This is a genomic window from Pseudomonas sp. BF-B-26, from assembly GCF_019956495.1.
Lineage (GTDB): Bacteria > Pseudomonadota > Gammaproteobacteria > Pseudomonadales > Pseudomonadaceae > Aquipseudomonas.
Genome location: NZ_JAHBDP010000052.1, coordinates 1 through 19,056, shown reverse-complemented (window position 1 = coordinate 19,056; position 19,056 = coordinate 1). Strand labels below are relative to the sequence as shown.

Annotated in this window: 18 protein-coding genes and 1 pseudogene; 10 read left to right on the top strand and 9 right to left on the bottom strand. The window is 59.6% G+C overall.

Features of this window, described 5'->3' with window-relative positions:
* Positions 1-10 precede the first annotated feature (10 nt).
* On the bottom strand, positions 11-223 hold the full coding sequence (locus KGB03_RS03820) for a hypothetical protein (RefSeq protein WP_218536232.1): 213 nt from the start codon (positions 221-223) through the stop codon (positions 11-13).
* Positions 224-271: 48 nt separating this feature from the next.
* Positions 272-535, bottom strand: coding sequence for a DUF2790 domain-containing protein (locus KGB03_RS03815; RefSeq protein ID WP_111448762.1), 264 nt, complete (start codon positions 533-535; stop codon positions 272-274).
* A 305-nt stretch (positions 536-840) separates the two neighbouring features.
* Between KGB03_RS03815 and KGB03_RS03810 the strand changes: the two genes are divergently transcribed.
* Together KGB03_RS03810 and KGB03_RS03805 are read left to right on the top strand one after the other, a co-directional pair.
* A complete protein-coding gene (locus KGB03_RS03810) occupies positions 841-1,581 on the top strand; it encodes a response regulator (protein WP_223526386.1) in 741 nt (246 codons plus the stop codon).
* Positions 1,578-2,879, top strand: a complete 1,302-nt coding sequence (locus KGB03_RS03805; RefSeq protein ID WP_223526385.1) for a sensor histidine kinase — start codon at positions 1,578-1,580, stop codon at positions 2,877-2,879. Before KGB03_RS03810 ends, KGB03_RS03805 begins: the two co-directional genes overlap by 4 nt.
* A 124-nt stretch (positions 2,880-3,003) precedes the next feature.
* On the opposite strand, the gene KGB03_RS03800 is transcribed toward KGB03_RS03805, so the two are convergent.
* From KGB03_RS03800 to KGB03_RS03790, 3 genes are read right to left on the bottom strand one after another with little or no spacing between them, the layout of a single operon-like run.
* Positions 3,004-3,414, bottom strand: a complete 411-nt coding sequence (locus KGB03_RS03800; RefSeq protein ID WP_218536229.1) for an SRPBCC family protein — start codon at positions 3,412-3,414, stop codon at positions 3,004-3,006.
* A 27-nt stretch (positions 3,415-3,441) separates the two neighbouring features.
* On the bottom strand, positions 3,442-4,239 hold the full coding sequence (locus tag KGB03_RS03795; protein ID WP_111448766.1) for an SDR family NAD(P)-dependent oxidoreductase: 798 nt from the start codon (positions 4,237-4,239) through the stop codon (positions 3,442-3,444).
* A gap of 2 nt (positions 4,240-4,241) precedes the next feature.
* Entirely contained in the window at positions 4,242-5,258 is a 1,017-nt protein-coding gene (locus KGB03_RS03790) for an aldo/keto reductase (RefSeq protein WP_218536225.1), read from the bottom strand.
* 118 nt (positions 5,259-5,376) lie between these two features.
* On the opposite strand from KGB03_RS03790, the gene KGB03_RS03785 reads away from it, so the two are divergent.
* The 8 genes and pseudogenes from KGB03_RS03785 to KGB03_RS03750 all read left to right on the top strand — a co-directional run bounded on the left by KGB03_RS03785 (position 5,377) and on the right by KGB03_RS03750 (position 14,392).
* A complete protein-coding gene (locus tag KGB03_RS03785; RefSeq protein ID WP_223526384.1) occupies positions 5,377-6,291 on the top strand; it encodes a LysR substrate-binding domain-containing protein in 915 nt (304 codons plus the stop codon).
* 165 nt (positions 6,292-6,456) lie between these two features.
* Positions 6,457-8,529, top strand: coding sequence for a type VI secretion system tip protein VgrG (locus tag KGB03_RS03780; RefSeq protein WP_223526383.1), 2,073 nt, complete (start codon positions 6,457-6,459; stop codon positions 8,527-8,529).
* Positions 8,526-9,380, top strand: coding sequence for a DUF4123 domain-containing protein (locus KGB03_RS03775; protein ID WP_223526382.1), 855 nt, complete (start codon positions 8,526-8,528; stop codon positions 9,378-9,380). The genes KGB03_RS03780 and KGB03_RS03775 overlap by 4 nt, the downstream gene beginning before the upstream one ends.
* Entirely contained in the window at positions 9,377-10,150 is a 774-nt protein-coding gene (locus KGB03_RS03770) for a hypothetical protein (protein ID WP_223526381.1), read from the top strand. The genes KGB03_RS03775 and KGB03_RS03770 overlap by 4 nt, the downstream gene beginning before the upstream one ends.
* A 13-nt stretch (positions 10,151-10,163) precedes the next feature.
* A complete protein-coding gene (locus KGB03_RS03765) occupies positions 10,164-10,958 on the top strand; it encodes a hypothetical protein (RefSeq protein ID WP_223526380.1) in 795 nt (264 codons plus the stop codon).
* Between the two features lie 12 nt (positions 10,959-10,970).
* The gene (locus KGB03_RS03760) at positions 10,971-13,160 is read left to right on the top strand and encodes a lipase family protein (protein WP_223526379.1); all 2,190 of its coding nucleotides are present in this window, start codon (positions 10,971-10,973) and stop codon (positions 13,158-13,160) included.
* 52 nt (positions 13,161-13,212) lie between these two features.
* Positions 13,213-13,383, top strand: a pseudogene (locus KGB03_RS03755) (DUF6124 family protein); the annotation flags it as partial.
* A gap of 88 nt (positions 13,384-13,471) precedes the next feature.
* A complete protein-coding gene (locus KGB03_RS03750) occupies positions 13,472-14,392 on the top strand; it encodes a LysR substrate-binding domain-containing protein (protein ID WP_218536218.1) in 921 nt (306 codons plus the stop codon).
* Here KGB03_RS03750 and KGB03_RS03745 read toward each other — a convergent pair.
* The 4 genes from KGB03_RS03745 to KGB03_RS03730 all read right to left on the bottom strand — a co-directional run bounded on the left by KGB03_RS03745 (position 14,313) and on the right by KGB03_RS03730 (position 18,569).
* Positions 14,313-14,909, bottom strand: a complete 597-nt coding sequence (locus KGB03_RS03745; RefSeq protein ID WP_134098780.1) for a DinB family protein — start codon at positions 14,907-14,909, stop codon at positions 14,313-14,315. The two genes, KGB03_RS03750 and KGB03_RS03745, sit on opposite strands and share 80 nt — an antisense overlap.
* 78 nt (positions 14,910-14,987) lie before the next feature.
* Positions 14,988-16,112 carry an NAD(P)/FAD-dependent oxidoreductase gene (locus KGB03_RS03740; protein ID WP_223526378.1) on the bottom strand — a complete coding sequence of 375 codons (1,125 nt, stop codon included), beginning with the start codon at positions 16,110-16,112 and terminating at the stop codon, positions 14,988-14,990.
* A 16-nt stretch (positions 16,113-16,128) separates the two neighbouring features.
* Complete coding sequence (locus tag KGB03_RS03735; RefSeq protein WP_223526377.1) at positions 16,129-17,442, bottom strand: MFS transporter; 1,314 nt, start codon at positions 17,440-17,442, stop codon at positions 16,129-16,131.
* 338 nt (positions 17,443-17,780) lie between these two features.
* Positions 17,781-18,569, bottom strand: a complete 789-nt coding sequence (locus tag KGB03_RS03730; RefSeq protein WP_192410706.1) for an SDR family oxidoreductase — start codon at positions 18,567-18,569, stop codon at positions 17,781-17,783.
* Between the last annotated feature and the right edge of the window lie 487 nt (positions 18,570-19,056).

Sequence of the window (19,056 nt, the reverse complement as noted above, 5' to 3'; positions counted from 1 at the left end):
TGTTCTGGCCTCAGGCCGTCTGGTTTTCCAGCTGTTGGCCCTGCGGCGTGCGGCTCGAACCATCCTCTGCCAGAAAAACGCTCCCGCCCTTCTGCGCCACCGGCGTCAGCTGAAAGCAAGTAGCGCTGCCACAGATTTTCTGTTCAACAGCAGCGTTGGCATGGGCAGCGGCGCCAGCCGCGGAGAAGGCAATGGCAGTCAAATAGCGGGTAACGTTGTTCATGATGGGCTTCCTGTTTCAAATGGAATGGGCCATGGGTCAGCGCAGGACTCAGTTGTCCGAGTTGCAGGCATCAGCCAATTTGCGATAGTCCAGAACCTGGGTTTTGTTATGGGAGTCCAGGTAAGTCAGCTGGGCATCCACAACCCCACAGGAAGGCGAGGCGTCCTGTTTCAGCGACACCACTTTCTTGATGTCCAGGTGCGTGCCGTAGGTGTAGGTTTTAGCGGAAACATCGGCTTCGGCGCGGGCCGACAAGGTGCAGATGTTCAGGGCGGCAAACAGGCAAGCGGCGTAGACGGCTTTGGTGTTCATGGTGGTTTCCTCAAGGCCTCGATAGGTCAATCGTTTAGTGGGCCGAGGCGGTTTGATTTGCCTCGATGGAACCTATTAGAAGCCCGCGAGGTATCCCGACTGTGTCGGGAACAGGCGCGGGTAAATCGGTACGTATCAGAACCGGGCCGGGATACAGAGCGATACAAATGCCCTGAAAATGGGTGTTTTTGCGTCCACGTGTATCCACCGACAGGCCAGATACACTGCAATACAAAGGACTGCGGGCGAGCGGGCCAAGGCTCGATAGACTGCGCGACATCCCCCATCTACAGAGGCCTGGCCAAATGGAACACGTCGATCACATTCTCATCGTGGACGATGACCGCGAGATCCGGGAACTGGTAGGCAACTACCTCAAGAAAAACGGCCTGCGCACCACCGTCGTCGCGGATGGACGGCAAATGCGCACCTTTCTGGAATCCACGCCGGTGGACCTGATCGTGCTCGACATCATGATGCCGGGCGACGATGGCCTGATGCTGTGCCGTGAGTTGCGCGCCGGCAAACACAAGGCCACGCCGGTGCTGATGCTCACCGCGCGCAACGATGAAACCGACCGCATCATCGGCCTGGAAATGGGCGCCGACGATTACCTGGTCAAGCCATTTGCCGCCCGTGAACTGCTCGCCCGAATCAACGCCGTGCTGCGCCGCACGCGGATGCTGCCGCCCAACCTGGTGGTCACCGAAAGCGGTCGCTTGCTGGCCTTCGGGCGCTGGCGCCTGGACACCTCGGCCCGGCACCTGCTCGATGAGGACGGCACGATGATCGCGCTCAGTGGCGCGGAATATCGGTTGCTGCGGGTATTCCTCGATCACCCTCAGCGGGTACTCAATCGCGATCAACTGCTGAACCTGACCCAAGGCCGCGATGCCGACCTGTTCGACCGCTCCATCGACTTGCTGGTCAGCCGCTTGCGCCAGCGCTTGCTGGACGATGCCCGCGAACCGGCCTACATCAAAACCGTGCGCAGCGAAGGCTATGTGTTTTCGCTGCCGGTGGAAGTGCTTGGGGCGCCCTCATGAACCTCTCGATGCACTGGCCTCGCACGCTCGCCTCGCGGCTGTCGCTGATCTTCCTGATCGGCTTGATTCTCGCGCAGGTGCTGTCTTTCGGCGCGCAGTACTACGAGCGCTACCAAAGCACGAAGAACACCATGCTGGGCAATCTGGAAACCGACGTCTCGACCTCCATCGCCATCCTCGACCGCTTGCCGGCCGAAGAACGCATGAGCTGGCTGCAACAACTGGATCGACGCAACTACCGCTATTTGTTGAACGAAGGCTCGCCGGGCGTGCCCATGAGCGATTCACCGATGGCGATGACGTCGATCAAAGAGGCCATCGGCAAGGATTACCCGATGACGATGACCGACATCCCCGGGCCGGAAAAACATTATCAGGTCCACCTGAAACTGGCGGACGGCAGCCCGGTGACCATCGACATTCGGCCCTCGATGGTGCCGTTGTCGCCGTGGCTGCCCATCGTGTTGCTGGGGCAACTGGCACTGATGCTCATCTGCACCTGGCTGGCCGTGAGAATCGCCATCCGCCCTCTCACCCGCCTGGCTCAGGCGGTGGAGACCCTGGACCCCAACACCCACGCGGTGCACCTGGACGAAAAAGGCCCGACCGAAGTCGCGCATGCCGCCAAGGCGTTCAATTCGATGCAGGCGCGCATCGCCGCTTACCTCAAGGAACGCATGCAACTGCTGGCGGCGATTTCCCACGATCTGCAAACCCCGATCACCCGGATGAAACTGCGCGCCGAATTCATGGACGACTGCGCCGAGAAAGACAAACTCTGGAATGACCTTGGCGAGATAGAACACCTGGTGCGCGAAGGCGTGGCCTATGCCCGCAGCGTTCATGGCGCCACCGAAGAAAGTCGCCGCACCAATCTGGATTCGTTCCTCGACAGCCTGGTGTTCGACTATCAGGACATGGGCAAAGACGTGCAGCTGGGCGGTAAAAGCGACGCGGTGATCAACACCCGGCCGCACGCCTTGCGGCGGGTGCTGGTGAACCTGACGGACAACGCGCTGAAGTTCGCCGGCGCCGCCGAGTTGTGGGTAGAAGCGAAGGCTGACGGCAGTTTGTCGGTGAAGGTGATGGACCGCGGGCCAGGGATTGCCGAGGAAGAATTGGCTCAGGTGATGGAACCGTTTTATCGCGTGGAGAATTCGCGTAACCGCAGTACCGGCGGGACCGGTTTGGGGTTGGCGATTGCGCAGCAGCTGGCGCTGGCGATCGGGGGATCGTTGACGTTGAGTAATCGTGAGGGGGGTGGGTTGTGCGCGGAGCTTAAATTGCCGGCTCAGTAGCTGATCGTTCCCACGCTCTGCGTGGGAATGCAGCCCGGGACGCTCCGCGTCCCTTTCGAGAGCTGGAACGCGGAGCGTCCCTAGAGGCATTCCCACGCAGAGCGTGGGAACGATCAGTTCAGGGTCAGGCCGGGTAGTTGGCGCGCAGGGCTTCGAGGCCGCCCTGGTAAATCCCGGCAAACAAATCCTCAACCTCTTTATTGCTCACACCGACAGGCGTAAACCGCCCCGACCACGTCACTCGCGCACCCTGCCCCTGCGCTTCAACACTGATAGTCGCCAGATAGTCAGTCGCCGGAAACGGTGCCTGCAAAATCGAATAGCTGTAAGTCTTCCCGGCGTTATCAAACGCCTCCAACCGTTCAACCACCACCGCCCCGTCCGCCGTTTGCAGGCTACGCACCCGGCCGCCTTCACTCAGCTCGCTTTTGGGAATAAACGGCAGCCAGTCCGGCAACGAATTAAAGCCGCCAATCAATTGCCAAACCTGGTCGGTGGTCGCCGGGATGTCGATGAATGCTGATGCTGTAGCCATGAAATAGTCTCTCTCAATCAATAAGGTTCAGATCGCCATGCTGTCGACGACGCCGCCGTCGACCCGTAAAGCTGCGCCAGTAGTGGCCGAAGACAGCGGCGAGGCGATATAAGCCACCAGATTCGCGACCTCCTCGACATCCGCCACGCGCTGGATGATCGAGGTCGGCCGAGCCTTGCGCACGAAGGCGTCGGCTTCTTCCCGAACGCTGCGCCCCGATTTGTCAGTGGCGTCCTTGAGCATCTGCTCCAGGCCATCGGTCAACGTCGGGCCAGGCAGGATGGCATTAACCGTCACCCCAGTGCCCGCCAGCCGTTTGGCCAAACCATGGGACACCGCCAGGTTGGCGCTTTTGGTCACGCCGTAGTTGAGCATGTCGGCCGGTGTTGCGACCCCGGATTCCGAGGACAGGAAGATCACCCGACCCCAGCCCTGCTTGACCATGTCCGGCACGTAATGGCGGGACAGGCGCACGCCAGAGATTACGTTGACCTCATAAAAACGCGTCCACTCGCTGTCCGGCGTGTCGAAGAAATCCACGTCGTTGAAGATCCCGAGGTTGTTCACCAGGATGTCCGCCCGTGGTTCGGCGGCGAACAACAACTCGGCGCCTTCGGCCGTGCCCAAATCGGCGGTCAGGCCACGCAACTGCGCGTCCGGCACGCTCTGGCGAATGCTCGCCAGCGCCTGTTCGACCTTGGCCGTCTCGCGGCCGATCACCACCACCGTGGCGCCGGATTCGGCCAGCGCCTTGCTGATGCCCAGGCCAATGCCGGCGGTGCTGCCGCTGACAATGGCGAGTTTTCCACTCAGATCGATTTTCATGCTCAACCTCCAATGATCGGCAATGGCGCACGTTCGGACACCAGTTTCGCCTCGCGCATCGCCTGCCAGAAAGCAGCGGGAATGACCGCCGACATCGCGGCAACGTCTTCAGCAATCCGGTCCGGACGGCTGGAGCCTGGAATCACCGCCGCCACGGCCGGGTTAGCCAACGAGAACTGCAACGCAGCCGCTTTGATGTCGACACCATGGGCGGCAGCAATTCGCTTGATCTGCTCGACTTTATTGATGATCGCCGGGCTGGCTTTCTGGTATTCGAAGTGTGTACCACCGGCCAGAATGCCCGAGCTGTAAGGACCACCGACCACGATCTCGACGTTCTGTGCCAGCGCGGCGTCCATCAAGCGTTGCAACGCACGGTCGTGATCGAGCAGCGTGTAGCGACCGGCCAGCAGAAAGCCGTCCGGCTGGGCTTCGGTCAGATCCAGGGTCAGCTCGCACGGCTCAACCTTGTTCACGCCCAGGCCCCAGCCCTTGATCACGCCCTCTTCGCGCAAACGGGTCAGCACCTTGAAGGCGCCGGTGCGGGCCTGGTTGAAGTATTCCAGCCATTGATCGCCGTAGAAGTCCTGGGCGATGTCATGCACCCAGACGATGTCCAGACGATCGGTTTGCAGGCGCTTGAGGCTGTCTTCGATGGAACGCATCGTGGCGTCGGCGCTGTAGTCGTTGACGATCTTGTTCGGGCGGCCGTGTTCGAATACTCCGCTTTTTTCGCCCAAGTCACGGGCCGCGGCGTCTTCGACTTCATCGAGAATCACTCGGCCGACTTTGCTGCTCAGCACATAGTCGTCGCGGTTGTACTGGGCCAACGCGGCGCCCAGGCGAATTTCCGACAGGCCCGAACCGTAAAACGGTGCGGTGTCGAAGTAACGCACACCGGCATCCCAGGCAGCGTGGACGGTGGCCATCGCCTCTTCTTCAGGAATGGCGCGGAACATGTTGCCCAATGGGGCGGTGCCGAAACCGAGGGCGCCGGGCAGTTTGTCTTTCAAGCTCATGGGTTTTTCCTCTTGAGTGTCAGGGGTCAGCAGAGGTGACCGTTGAGCAGATCCTAGATTGCGATGATCGGACCGTCCAAGACATAATGTGCAGCACTTGAGTCCCTATAGGTCTGACATGATCGACATCCGCCAATTGCGCTACTTCGTCGCCGTCGCCGAAGAAGAACACGTCGGTCGCGCCGCCGAACGCCTGCACATTTCCCAATCGCCTTTGAGCCGGCAGATCGCCCAGCTCGAAGAGCGCCTGGGGCTGACCCTGTTCGAGCGCAGCCAGCAACGCATTCGCCTGACCCGCGATGGCCAGACTTTCCTGGCCGAAACCCGCGCCCTGCTGATCCACGCCAATCGCCTGGAATCTCTGGGCAAGCGCCTCGGTCGCGGTGAAGAAGGCGGCTTGTGCATCGGCTACATCGAAAACGCTATGCACGCCGGCGTCTTGCCCAATGCCTTGCGGGTGCTGCGGGTTGACCGGCCGAACGTGCACGTCGCGCTGTATAACCTCAATTCCGCCGAACAACTCGAAGGCCTGCGTCAGCGTAGTCTGGATATCGCCCTGGTCAGCGAACCGCCCGTCGCCGACGATCCAGATCTGCTGGGTTTTCAGGTGCTGGACGATCCGATGCTGCTGGCCCTGCCCGAACATCATCCGTTGGCTAACCACACAACACTGACCTCGGCGGACCTGGCCGATCAGGAATGGATCGGCGTGCAACCCCGCCAGGACGCCGCCAGCCGCGACGACTTCGTCAGCGCCTGCATCCGCGCCGGTTTCACCCCGGACATTCGCATGGAAGCCACTGAACCTTTCACCGCGTTGGGATTAGTGGCGTCGGGGCTGGGCATCGCCATGATCCAGAAAGGCCTGAGCCGCAACGCACCACCCGGCGTGGTGCTGCGGGAAGTGCCATGGATTTCCTTCACCACGCCGCTGTGGGCCGCGTGGCACCGGATCAACTTGCGGCCGCTGGTGGAAACGTTCAGGAAAGTGCTGACAGAATCCGGCCCGGGTCACCCCCAGACTGATGTGTAACAACATTTTGGGAAGCGTCTGACATCAATTCCTATGCACCCTTGGTAGCGTTGCACCGAACCCGGCTCCAGGACGTCCTGTTGTGATCTGGCCATGGAAGGCCTTTCACGCGTGTTGCATCAACGTCCCGGAGCCTGTGCCACGTCACAGGACAAGGAATCATGGATGTTCGACGCTAGCCCTCACTCCCGTTTCAGCCTCACGATCAAAGACATTGAACATGACCTTCAGGTGCTCAAATTCACCGGCAAGGAGTTCATCAGCCAGCCTTACGCCTTTGAAATCGAACTGGTCAGCGACAGGCAGGACCTGAACCAGGACAGCTTGTTGAACAAACAAGCCTTCCTCGCCTTCAACGATGCTGGCAACGGCATTCATGGGCAAATTCATTGCGTGGGCAAAGGCAGCCTCGGTAATCGCCTGACCCGTTATACCGTGACCCTGGTGCCTCGATTGGCGTATCTCGACCACCGCAACAATCGCCGCATTTTTCAGAAAATGACCGTCCCGCAAATCATTGCGCAGGTACTGGAAGGCCACGGCATCAATCGTGATTTTCACCAGTTTCAGGTGGGCGGCGACTCTCCGGACCGAGAGTATTGCGTTCAGTACGACGAGTCGGATCGCCAGTTCATAGAACGCCTATGCCAAGAAGAAGGCCTGCACTACCACTTCCAGCACAGCCGCGAAAAACATGTGTTGGTGTTTGGTGACGACCAGACCGTTTTTCCCAGGCTCGACCGTCCAACGCGCTATAAGCATGACGATGGCATGGTCGCCGAAACGCCTGTGATCAGCCACTTTGACGTGCAAGTGAAAGCAGGTACCAGCCGCACCACTCGCCGCGATTATGACTTCAACAAAGCGCGTATCTTGCTGGAGGCCGAGAGCAGGTCTGATATGTCCAGGACTCAGCCGGATCTGGAGGATTACCAGTACCCCGGCCGTTTTTCCCAACGTGATCGCGGCAAGCTGTTGAGTCGACGCGCACTTGAGCGTCACCGCGCCGAGTGCCGTGTGGCGCGGGGTAAAAGCGATCAACCAACGCTGCTCTCCGGGCACTTCCTGCCGCTGTCCGAACATCCGGACGAAGAATGGAACGACCTGTGGTTGCTGACCGAAATCGAGCATGAAGGGGCGCAACCGCAGGTCCTGCAACAGTACGCGACCTACACCGGCACCGGCGATCAAAACGGCTTTCAGGGTTATCGCAACCAATTCCTCGCCACGCCTTGGGATGTGATCTACCGCTCGCCGCTGCCCCATGACAAACCACGCATCGCCGGCAATCAGAGCGCAGTGGTCACCGGCCCGAAAGGCGAGGAAATCCACTGCGACGACTACGGTCGGGTCAAGGTGCAGTTCTTCTGGGATCGCGAAGGCCGTCACGACGATAAAAGCAGTTGTTGGCTGCGGGTCTCCTCCCTCCTGGCCGGTAATGCCTTTGGCGGCGTCGCCGTGCCTAGAGTCGGCATGGAGGTCCAGGTGAGTTTTCAGGAAGGCGACCCCGATCATCCCGAAATCATTGGATGCCTCGCCAACAGCGCCAACCCGGTGCCCTACGAATTACCTGCAAATAAAACCCGTAGCGTATTCCGCTCCCGCAGTTCGCCGGACAGCACGGGGTTCAACGAACTGCACGTTGAAGACCGTGCCGGCCAGGAGTTGATTTACCTTCGCGCCCAGCGGGACATGGAACAGCGGATAGAGAACGACAGCCGAATGGAGATCGGCAACGAGCAGTGCACCACCGTCAAGGGCGACAGTTTTACCGTGCTGGAAGCCACCGAACATCGAACCACCACCGGCGACCGGCACATACAGCTGAAGGCCAACGATTATCTGCAAGTTGCCGGCAACAGCCACACCCACGTTGATCAAGCGCTGGTGCTAGGCGCTGGCCGCCTTATTATTGCCGAGGCAGGTGATCACGTGATTTTTAACGCCGGGTCAAGCTTCACAATCAACGCAGGTGGAGAACACTTGGTGGTGGGCGGCGGCGGGATTTTCGGCAGCAGCGAACTCCAGATTGGCGGAGCTCCCATGCGTGCGCCAGCCGCCTCAATCGCAATGCCTCGGTCAGTTGACGGCTTGTCTGTACCACCTGAACTGCCGCCTATGCTCGCGTCGTCCCAGCCCGCACTGATGGCGGCAAGCAACGCGCTGGCGGCGGACTTTTGCCCGATCTGCGAAGCCTGCCGTGATGGCGTCTGCCTGACGGAAGGAGCGGCCGCATGATCAACGCACTCCCCCGCCAATGGATGAACGAACAACGCCGCTCGGGCCATGAGTTGTGCCTGGTGCTGGACTCGCAGAACGAACGCGAAACCCGTCAGCTGTTGTTGAAGGCCAGCGGACATGACCAGTACTTGAGCGTCTACAACGGCACGACCCTCGCGAATCTGGCCGATGCCGGTCCGTTCATCTTCACGCTGGATCCGTCCGGCGACAGACGCCTCGATGACCTGCTGGATCATCCAGAACGCAACTGGGGCTGGCTCGCGAGCGTGGAAAAAGGCGCCTTGCGCCAACTGGTCAGTCACTGGCAAGAGCGGTTGATTGTCGGGACGCGCCCCTATCAGGCGCTGTACCGCTTTCACGACAATCGAGTCTTGAGTCGGGCACTGCAACATTTGCCGGTCGAAGCGTATCCGGCCTTACTCGGGCCGGCGATCAGCGTGTGCTACTGGGACGGCACAGCCTGGAAAACAACGCTTAACCCCGCCCCCGGCACGCATCCCGTGCCGGACAACCCCCTCTGGTTGCGCACGCCCCTGCCTCAACCCCAGGCCTCGGAAATTCGCCGGCTCAACGCCCACCGTTACTTGTTGGCCGAGCACGTGGAGGCCTACGCCAACCTCGCCGAAGTGCATGACCCTGACGTGTGGTTGCGTGAGCGCTTGGCCCTGGCGGATGCATGGGGCTGGTTGGAGCCGCAGCAGTTGGAATTTCTATTGATTCAGAGTTTGCAGACGCCAGGTTTTACGTTGTCACCGCAGTGGGAGGTGCGGGGTGATGAGAGTCCGGTGGAGCACTTTGAACGGGTGCGGCAGTTGGTGGGTTTTTGGCGGGGGGATGTGCCGCTATGAAACGGATAGCAGGCATTGCAGGTGTGGGTTGTTGTCTTGCGTTGGTCACGGGTTGCTCTACTGGGCAGCCGGACACATTCACCTTCACCGCCGATTTACCGCCCGATTTTGCCTATAAGGCCATCGCCGAGTATATGCCCGCCAAAGGTGAAACCTGCACCGTGCCGGGGGGAAGAAATACTGCAGTCGGGTACAACATGAAGTGGCGTGAAAGTTACACACCGAATTCTGAAATTGCCATCTATCGGACGGTAAGCGGCTGTCTGCTGGTCATATCGCGCATCAAGCTGGACATCAATTCCTCTTACGGCAAAGAACGAGGCGATTTCGGTGGAGATTTCGCCACAGTCGTAATCACCAATGAGCTGGAGGAAAAGTACAAAAGCCGCTTCAACGAAGCTGGCGAGAGTACTTTTTATGGCCACTGTCAGTGGCTGTTCCGCACCTCGGGTAAGCCTCGCATCCTCCGCAAAATTCTTGACTGCAAGTCAGCTGAGGCAAATGGCGAGCTGGACCGAGGCCATCCCTTTTCGGCTTACACCCTCGATCAGCTTCCAGGTAAGACCGTGAAGATGAAGATCAAGTTGGCCGGTACGGAACGGCCGGCCATTAAAGATACTTGGGTCAAGGTACCTGACGGCTGGAAGCGCTGTATGGGCGATAACTTTGAAGACCAATACGCGTTTTGCTTCGGAAATCACGAAGATTTTAGCAACTTCAAAATGGTGGATGGACGCGTCTGCACTATTTACCCCGGCTGCACGGAATAAGGATATTAATCAAATGCCATTTTTGTCTTCGCAGCAGAAGTTGCTGCTGAAATTTTCTGCTTTGTGTTGCTGCATTGCGCTAACCACTGGCTGTGCCAAGAGTAAGCCAGACACATTCACTTTCACCGCCGATTTACCGCCCAACTTTGCCTATAAGGCCATCGCCGAGTATGTACCCGCCAAAGGTGAAACCTGCACCGTGCCGGGGGGAAGGAATACTGCAGTCGGGTACAACATGAAGTGGCGTGAAAGTTACACGCCGAATTCTGAAATTGCCATGTATCGGACAGTCAGTGGCTGTCCGCTGGTGATCAGGCGCATCAACCTGGAAATCAACTCTTCGTATTGGACACATCGGGGGGATTTCGGTGGAGATGGCGCAGTGGTCGTCATTCGCGATGATTTGGAGGAGCGGTACAAAGGCACTTTCAGCGAATCGGGTGAAAGTACTTTTTATGGTCAGTGCCAGTGGCTGTTTCGTACTTCGGGTGCCCAGCGACGCATCGTCAAAATCCTAGATTGCAAAGAAATCAACGCCCGAGGCGAGCTGGAGCGTGGCCACCCATATTCGGGGTACAGCCTCGATCAGCTACCGGGTAAGACCGTGAAGATGAAGATTACGTTGGCTGGCGAGGAAAGGCCTTATATGGATGATACCTGGGTAAAAGTTCCCAAAGGCTGGAAGCGCTGCATGGGAGACAACTTTGAAGATCAATACGCCTTTTGCCTCGGCAACTTCAAAGACTTCAGCAGTTTCCGGATGCCGGATGGAAGGCAATGCACCATTTACCCAGGCTGCACAGAATAAGGAGCGTTTGACATGGCGTCATTGGAAAAAGATCTGGAATCACGGTTGAGCAGTCGTATATTGGCCTGCCCAGTACAGGGGAAGTCGAGCAGTTTTCAGTTGGTTGACGAGGCGGGGTCGGGCGAACCCTACGCTGGATTGGCCTACACAGTTACTGACTCAGAAGGGCAATCCTACGGTGGCTATCTGGATACTAACGGCATCGGTAAGTTCACTAACCACTTTGCCGGCCCAGTAATGCTCCTCCTTGATCAAAAATATCAAGGACATGAAAAAACCTATATCGAACTGCAAAGCAGAGATAGTTACCCGCTCGAACTCACCGAACTGCAGGTCCGCGCCGAACAAACCCGCTATCTGAATCACAACTCAACCCGCACCCGGACAAATCCGGCACAAGACTGCGCAGATGAGTTCCTCCAAGTAGAAGTACGTCACTTGGTCAAGTACGTTTCCCACCTGCCGCCCGAGGTCTATCGTCATTATCCCCATAGCCCAAACCGAGCAAAAATCATGGGTGAATATGGAAAGCTCGGCATTGCGCTGATGCCCCTTAAACACACGGTTCTGGAAGTGCGTCCTCTGCGAGCGTTGCGACCAATGCTGTCGACCGCCCCAGAGTTTTGCGCGCTGAATCTCTACCAGCTCGCACTGATGGCTACGCTGAGCTATTGCCCTTTCGGGCAGCAGCCAGACGGTCATCCGGTTAAAACGACGACCGTAACCTTCCCTATACAACCCAGCGTGGGGAATTGGTTCGGCGATGCGTTGGCCAAGTTTGATGAGTTGTGGCGTGTCGATGCGGAGCAAAAAATAGCCTTCTACCCACTGTATGAAGATGTGCCGTACTCCAAGCGTCTGGAAATCGTGCCGTTCGATCCGGGCCTCTATGAAGTCAACAAACTCGATAAAGTAGATGATCAGGAGCACCCTGCCAAAACTCACTTTCTCGATGACAGGACGCTTGGTTCTGACGCGACTGATACACAAGCGTTCATCACTCACAACGACGAACTGATTCTGGTCGCCGTGCGTGGCACTTCCGAACTCATGGCGGACGGGCTGCGCGATGCCGACGCCTCTCAGGTGCCGTTTGAAGATACCGACGGCAAAGTACACCGAGGTTTCTACGAGTCTGCGCAGACCGCCTACGACTTCGTAACTAAATACCTCGAAAAATTTTACGCCGGACAGAAGCTTATGATCTGCGGCCACAGCCTTGGCGGCGCCGTTGCTTTGCTGCTCTCCGAAATGCTGCGTCGCCGCCCAGGCTTCGACTACACCCTCCAGCTCTACACCTACGGCGCCCCGCGCGCGGGCGATGCCAACTTCGTCGCAGGCGCGAAGGACCTGGTGCATCACCGCATCGTCAACCACAACGACCCGGTGCCGAGCGTGCCAGGCACCTGGATGGACACCAAGGCCGGTGTGTTCGGGGCGGGGTTGGCCTTGACGTTTGCCAACGTGTCGGCCGGTCTGTCGGTGTTCTTTGCGGGCATCACGAACTGGACGGGCGAGCCCTACGATCACCATGGCAAGTTGCAGCACTTCATGCCGGTAGAGTTTGAGCGTGGGAAAAAGTCCGCGATCCTGTGGGAACCCGGCTGCGACACCATCACCCAACATGCGGCATGCTCCTTGGCGATTCAGCAGAAAAACGGGCTGCCGCATCGGCCGCCATTGCTGGCGCAGATCCTCCAGGCCGGGAATCATTTGATGACCAGTGGGTATGTTCCGGCGTGTTGGGCGGTTCTGCTGCGGTGGAAGCAGGCGCACGATGAGAAACTGACGCGGATCGCTGATAGCGAGTTTAATTGGGTCGAGGGCTCACTGGCACAAATCACCAGTCAGCTGCGTGAGATAGAACGTGATTTAAGTGGTCGTTCGCAGGCTTACGCTCGCACCCAGGAGAACAACATCCGCGCACTCAGCCTTGAAAAAAGCAAGATTGAGACCACAGTCGCACGCCTGAAAAGCATTCATCCTCAGAGGATTAGCGCACAAGCGCTTTACGGATCGCTGTCAGAACAGCCCGAGGAGCTGACGAAAAACGTCGATCGCTGGCTGGCGCATCCTGAGAACAAGGTCAAGAACCCACTGGCCATGGCGCCGGTGGACCCGGATCAGGACGCGCTGATGGGTTCGATCTATGGGCATACCATCGGGGCGCCGTATACGCTGGATATCGATTCGATCTGTTAAACATTCCCTTGTTTAAAAGCTTTCCAGGTTACTTCGCGAAAGCTACAGCGCCTTGCTGGCCCATGCGTGCGAATCGCTGGCCTCGGCCAATGTCATGACCATGGATCTGGCGGATCATATGGACGGGCCGAGTCGCCACTCCCTGCTGGGCATTGCGCAAGTCATCATGCTGGGTGAACTCGCGGTAAATCGGGTGCTGGATCAACTCGACCCGCCGGAGTAGCCCCTAACCCCGTGGCGAGGAGCTTGCCTCATCGCCACGGGTTTGGTGCTTTACTGAAAAGACCCCGAAATCCTGCGAGTAACCCCGCATGAACCGCAACGACCTGCGCCGCGTCGACATGAACCTGCTGGTGATTTTCGAAACCCTGATGTTCGAAAAGAACCTGACCCGGGCCGGGGAGAAGCTGTTTCTCGGTCAGCCCGCCGTCAGTGCCTCACTGGCCAAGTTGCGCGATCTGTTCGACGACCCGCTGCTGGTGCGTAACGGTCGGGTGCTGGAGCCGACCCAGCGCGCATTGGCGATCCTCAAGGAATTGCAGCCGGCGATGGACACCATCTCCGGCGCGGTCAGCCGGGCCAAGGATTTCGACCCGTCCACCAGCCGCGATGTGTTTCGCATCGGCCTGTCCGACGACGCCGAGTTCGGCCTGTTTCCTCCGTTGCTCAAGCAAATACGCGAAGAGGCGCAGAACGTTGTGGTGGTGGTGCGGCGGGTGAATTTTCTGCTGATGTCGTCGATGCTCTCCAGCGGGGAGATTTCCGTCGGGATCAGCTACACCACGGAGCTGCCAGCCAACGCCAAGCGCAAGAAGTTGCGCGACCTGAGCGTGAAGATCCTGCGCGGCGACAATCGCCCCGGCACCCTGACCCTGGATGAATACTGCGAACGTCCGCATGCGCTGGTGTCGTTTTCCGGGGATTTGACCGGTGCCATCGACAACGACCTCGCACGTATCGGCCGCTCACGCCGGGTGGTGCTGGCGGTGCCGCAGTTCGCCGGCCTGCGCGCCTTGCTGGCCGGCACCGATATGCTGGCCACGGTGCCGGACTACGCGGCGTGCGCGCTGATTGAAGGCAGCAGTCAGCTGCGGGCCGACGACCCGCCGTTTGACATCGTCCTCTCCGAACTGTCCATGGTCTGGAACGGGGTCAACGATAACGATCCGGCAGAACGTTGGTTGCGCTCGCGAATAGCCCAACACATGTCGGCGCCGCTGCCGGGGCATTAATCGATTGGAAAGCAGCGGGGTCGGTCTCGCGCAGGTATACCGGCAGGTCAGTGACCGGTGGCATGACCGGGATCTCGAAATACATCTGGATCACCCAGCCGCGGTGATAACTGGCGTGGTTGACCACATGCATCAGTATCGCGCCGGCGCTCATGATGCCGCTTTCCCCCGAGACAAAGCTGAACTCGACGGGTTTATCCAGTGAGGCATCGGTCTGCCGTTCGCTCCAGTCGCAATACCAGTGATCGATGTCCTTTTGCGCCAGGCGCAGCTCGGCGAGTTCGGGGTGCAGCAGATCGTGTGAAGTTTTAAAGCCGTGCCCTCGGCCTTCAAGGTGGGCTCGCCAGATGCAGTCCACCACGTAGATGTGGTTCAGGGTGCCGATCATGTTCTTGAACACCGACACGCGCTCTTTATTGACCTCACCCGGTGGCAGTGCGGCCAGGCTGTCAAAGAGGCGTTGATTGGCCCAGCGTTTGTAATCGGCAAGCATGCGGGCAGTGCGTACGTTAATCATCGCAGGTCTCCCATTGTGATGGGCGCACTGCCAAGCATAGCCCCCACGGCGAGCGGCATTGCAAACGCTGATTACCGGTCACTTCGCGACCTGCGAATGCGGGGGCAGATGGTCCACCACCCGATCGGCCAGCGCCAGGCAACTGGTCAACCCCGGTGACTCGATTCCGAACAGGTTCACCAGCCCCGGCACACCATGCTCGGCCGGGCCACTGATGACAAAGTCGGCCGCCGGCTCGGTCGGTCCGGTGATTTTCGGGCGGATGCCGCTGTAAGCCGGTTGCAGGCTGTTATCGGGCAATCCCGGCCAGTAGCGCCGGATCGCCTCGTAGAAGCCATCGGCTCGGCGTGGATCCACACGATAATCGACCTGATCGACCCATTCGACGTCCGGCCCGAAGCGCGCCTGGCCGCCCAGATCCAGCGTCATGTGCACACCCAGCCCCGCACTTTCCGGGGCCGGATACACCAGATGCCGGAACGGCGCCCGACCGCTGAAACTGAAATAGCTGCCCTTGCATAGCCGGGCAGTTGGAACGTGCTGCGACGGCAAGCCTTCAATCCGGCTCGCCACCTCAGGCGCAAACAATCCGGCGCAATTGATCAACTCACGGCAGCTCAAGGTCATCGGTTGGGCACCGTCCATCTGCAGTTCGAAACCTTGCTCGGTGCAACGGGCCGACGCCAGCGGCGTATGAAAAACCAGCGACGTGGCGCTGGCCTCGGCATCTGCCTGAAGCGCCAGCATCAGGGCATGGGAATCGACGATCCCGGTGGACGGCGACCAGAGCGCAGCGACGCAGGACACTGCCGGTTCAAATTCCCGCGCCTGGTCGGCGTCCAGCCATTGCAAGTCATCGACGCCGTTGCTGTGGCCCTGCGCCAACAACTTCCGCAAGGCCGCGCACTGACCGTCATCGGTGGCGACGATCAGCTTGCCCAGGCGCCGATAATCGACGCCGCGCTCATCGCAAAAGGCGTAAAGGCGTTGCTTGCCCTCCACGCACACTTGCGCCTTGAGGCTGCCGCTCGGGTAGTAAATGCCGGCGTGGATCACTTCCGAATTGCGCGAGCTGATGCCCACGCCAATGCCCTCGCCCGCCTCGACCAGGATCACGTCCCGCCCGCTGCGGGCCAGGGCTCTGGCGACCGCCAGCCCGACCACTCCGGCCCCGACCACCACGCATTCGATATCGACGCTCACCTACCCTCCGCTCCTTTCACGCCAGCCCTCGTTCCCGATAATCGATCAGGCTGGAGAATATCGCCAGCAGCATGGCCATGACCACGAAGAAGATCAGCACCAGGAAGTACGACCCGGTGAACTGCACGATCAGCCCGATCAGGATCGGCACGATCACCCCGGCCATGTTCCCGCAGAAGTTCATGGTGCCGGCCAATACGCCGGTTTTCGAGGTGCCGCCGAGGATCGACGGAATGCACCAGTACATGCCGCACCAGCGAATGAAAAACATCGCCACGCAGAGCAAGCCGATCGCTTTGCTGGCCTCGCTCGCATACGCCACCGCCAGCATGCACAGGGCCGCCACCAGCGCCGAACCGCTGAACATGCTGCGCATCACCAGATTGGGCGAAGCGCCGCTGGACTTCCATTTATCCCCCAGATAACCGCCAACCAGCTCGCCGACAAAACCGCACATGAAGATCAGGAACGTCGCCCCGCCCATGCTTGAAATGTTCAGGCCGTGGGTCTGGTGCAGGTAGCTCGGCATCCAGGTCAGCAAACCGTAGAACACACTGAGGATGCAGCAATAACCGGCGAACATCGCCAGCACCGAACGATCCTTGAGCAGCTCCTTGAAAGGAACACTGGTGACCGCGCCGGGTTGGCTGACTTTGGTATTGCCCTTGGTGATGTGCGCCAGTTCCGCAGCATTCACCCCAGGGTGTTCGCTGGGATGGTTGCGGATGTATTTCCAGGCCAGCACGCCGGCGAGCATGGTGCCGATGCCGGCGATCACGAAGGCGATACGCCAGGAGTCGAACCAACCGATCAGGCCGGCAATGATGATCGCGCCGAAGGCACTGCCCAGCGGTGCACCGCCATCGACCAGCACTGCGCCGCGTCCGCGTTCGTTAGGGGTCAGCCAGGCGCCATTGAGTTTGGCCCCGGCGGGCATGATCGGCGACTCGGCAATGCCCAGGCCCATGCGGGTGATCAGCAGCATGATCCAGTTGTGCGCGCCAGCGGCCAGGGCCTGAAAGGCGCCCCAGGCGACGGTCGCGATGACGATCACACGGCGGGTCTGGAAACGATCCAGCAGCATGCCACCGGGAATCTGCATCAACGCGTAGGACCAGAAAAACGCGCTGAGCATCAAGCCTTCCAGCGCTGGCGGAATCTGGAACTCACTGGAAATCAGCGGCAAGGCCACCGACAGCGAAGCGCGGTCGATGTAGTTGATCGCGGTCAGCAGCAACATGATGAGGAAGATCCGCCAGCGCACGCTGGTCGGGCGCTCGGTGGCAGACGCGGCGGTCAGCCGCAGGGTTTCGGCACTCGGAATGTTCATGAGGGGCGCTCTTATTGTTGTGGATGCAAGCGACCCAATACCTGTCAGCCAAGGTTCTGAACACCGCAATCCCTGTGGGAGCGAACTGTGGTGAGGGGATTTATCCCCGTTCGGCTGCGAAGCAGTCGTCAATCCGGACAAACCGGTCTGTCTGAACGGATGCGGGGGCCGCTTCGCGACCCAACGGGGATAAATCCCCTCACCACAGTTCGCTCCCACAGGTTCTGCGTCTTGGCTGACTGACATTGGGCAAGCCACCTCACTCTAATCACGCACCCGACAGCTGAATAATGAGGGGATCTGATTGGGGGATCACCGAATGTCATCCCCCCAAAAAATCAGAACGTACCGGGGTAACTACCACCGTCCAGCAACAGGTTTTGCCCGGTGAGGAAACCGGCGTGGGCGCTGCAGATGAACGCGCAGTAGGCGCCGAACTCGTCGGGCTGCCCAAAACGCTGGGCCGGCACGTGCTGGCGGCGCTGCTCGCTGATGCTCTCGACCGTGGTGCTGTTGGCTTCGGCGGCGGCACTCAGGGTTTTGTGCAGGCGCTCAGTCTCGAACGGGCCTGGCAGCAGGTTGTTGATGGTGACGTTGTGCCCGGCCAGACGCGACTGACGCGCGAGCCCGGCGATGAAACCGGTCAGCCCGCTGCGGGCGCCGTTGGACAGGCCCAGCACATCGATCGGCGCCTTCACCGCGCCAGAGGTGATGTTGACGATGCGCCCGAACCCGCGCTCGGCCATGCCATCGACGCAGGCCTTGATCAGCTCGATGGGTGTGAGCATGTTGGCGTCCAGCGCTTTCAACCAGTCTTCGCGCTGCCAGTCCCGGAAGTCACCCGGCGGCGGACCGCCAGCGTTATTGACCAGAATGTCCACCTGCGGACACGCCGCCAACACCTGCTCACGCACCGCAGGCGTGCTGATGTCCCCAGCCACCGTGCGCACTTCGATGCTCGGTGCCAGGTTGCGCAATTCTTCGGCCGCGGCCTGCAAGGTTTCATTGCCACGAGCGTTGATCACCAGATTGACGCCCTCCTTCGCCAAGGCTCGCGCACAGGCCAGCCCCAGCCCTTTGCTTGCGGCGCAGACGATGGCCCAGCGACCCGAAATAGCCAAATCCATGATGGTGCTCCTGTTGGTTGTGAGTTGAGGAAGACTGCGTGCGTTTAGAGTGAAGTCGTGGTGTTTCTGGACTTTTCACGAGGCTTCGGAACCAGCCCTCACCCTAGCCCTCTCCCGGGGGGAGAGGGAACTGACCGAGGTGTTTGCTCGGAATACGGCGAGCTGAGATATAGAGTCGAACTCAGGCTTTGAAAGCAACAAAGATCTGCTCCCTTTCTCCTCTCCCCCGTGGGGAGAGGGCGTAGGTAACGACGCAAGGTGTTGTAGCCGCTTATGACGTAACACCGAGCGTCTTTAATCAGTCGTCGTTAAACAGGTTTATGCACTGCGCCAGATCCGACGCCATCGCGAGCAGGCTCACTCCCACAGGGCCCGATGTCGGCCACAAATTTCGCGAACACTATAAATCCAATGTGGGAGCGGGCTTGCTCGCGAAGGGGCCTTCGGATCAAACCTTGAACTGATTGATCAACCGCCGCTGCTGCTC

What these genes read in the sequence shown, in the direction of transcription:
- KGB03_RS03805 (WP_223526385.1), top strand. Translation starts at nt 1,578, where the DNA reads ATGAACCTCTCGATGCACTGGCCTCGCACGCTCGCCTCGCGGCTGTCG.
- KGB03_RS03795 (WP_111448766.1), bottom strand. Translation starts at nt 4,239, where the DNA reads ATGAAAATCGATCTGAGTGGAAAACTCGCCATTGTCAGCGGCAGCACC.
- KGB03_RS03800 (WP_218536229.1), bottom strand. Translation starts at nt 3,414, where the DNA reads ATGGCTACAGCATCAGCATTCATCGACATCCCGGCGACCACCGACCAG.
- KGB03_RS03820 (WP_218536232.1), bottom strand. Translation starts at nt 223, where the DNA reads ATGAACAACGTTACCCGCTATTTGACTGCCATTGCCTTCTCCGCGGCT.
- KGB03_RS03730 (WP_192410706.1), bottom strand. Translation starts at nt 18,569, where the DNA reads ATGGATTTGGCTATTTCGGGTCGCTGGGCCATCGTCTGCGCCGCAAGC.
- KGB03_RS03815 (WP_111448762.1), bottom strand. Translation starts at nt 535, where the DNA reads ATGAACACCAAAGCCGTCTACGCCGCTTGCCTGTTTGCCGCCCTGAAC.
- KGB03_RS03765 (WP_223526380.1), top strand. Translation starts at nt 10,164, where the DNA reads ATGCCATTTTTGTCTTCGCAGCAGAAGTTGCTGCTGAAATTTTCTGCT.
- KGB03_RS03735 (WP_223526377.1), bottom strand. Translation starts at nt 17,442, where the DNA reads ATGAACATTCCGAGTGCCGAAACCCTGCGGCTGACCGCCGCGTCTGCC.
- KGB03_RS03790 (WP_218536225.1), bottom strand. Translation starts at nt 5,258, where the DNA reads ATGAGCTTGAAAGACAAACTGCCCGGCGCCCTCGGTTTCGGCACCGCC.
- KGB03_RS03780 (WP_223526383.1), top strand. Translation starts at nt 6,457, where the DNA reads ATGTTCGACGCTAGCCCTCACTCCCGTTTCAGCCTCACGATCAAAGAC.
- KGB03_RS03770 (WP_223526381.1), top strand. Translation starts at nt 9,377, where the DNA reads ATGAAACGGATAGCAGGCATTGCAGGTGTGGGTTGTTGTCTTGCGTTG.
- KGB03_RS03775 (WP_223526382.1), top strand. Translation starts at nt 8,526, where the DNA reads ATGATCAACGCACTCCCCCGCCAATGGATGAACGAACAACGCCGCTCG.
- KGB03_RS03760 (WP_223526379.1), top strand. Translation starts at nt 10,971, where the DNA reads ATGGCGTCATTGGAAAAAGATCTGGAATCACGGTTGAGCAGTCGTATA.
- KGB03_RS03810 (WP_223526386.1), top strand. Translation starts at nt 841, where the DNA reads ATGGAACACGTCGATCACATTCTCATCGTGGACGATGACCGCGAGATC.
- KGB03_RS03785 (WP_223526384.1), top strand. Translation starts at nt 5,377, where the DNA reads ATGATCGACATCCGCCAATTGCGCTACTTCGTCGCCGTCGCCGAAGAA.
- KGB03_RS03750 (WP_218536218.1), top strand. Translation starts at nt 13,472, where the DNA reads ATGAACCGCAACGACCTGCGCCGCGTCGACATGAACCTGCTGGTGATT.
- KGB03_RS03745 (WP_134098780.1), bottom strand. Translation starts at nt 14,909, where the DNA reads ATGATTAACGTACGCACTGCCCGCATGCTTGCCGATTACAAACGCTGG.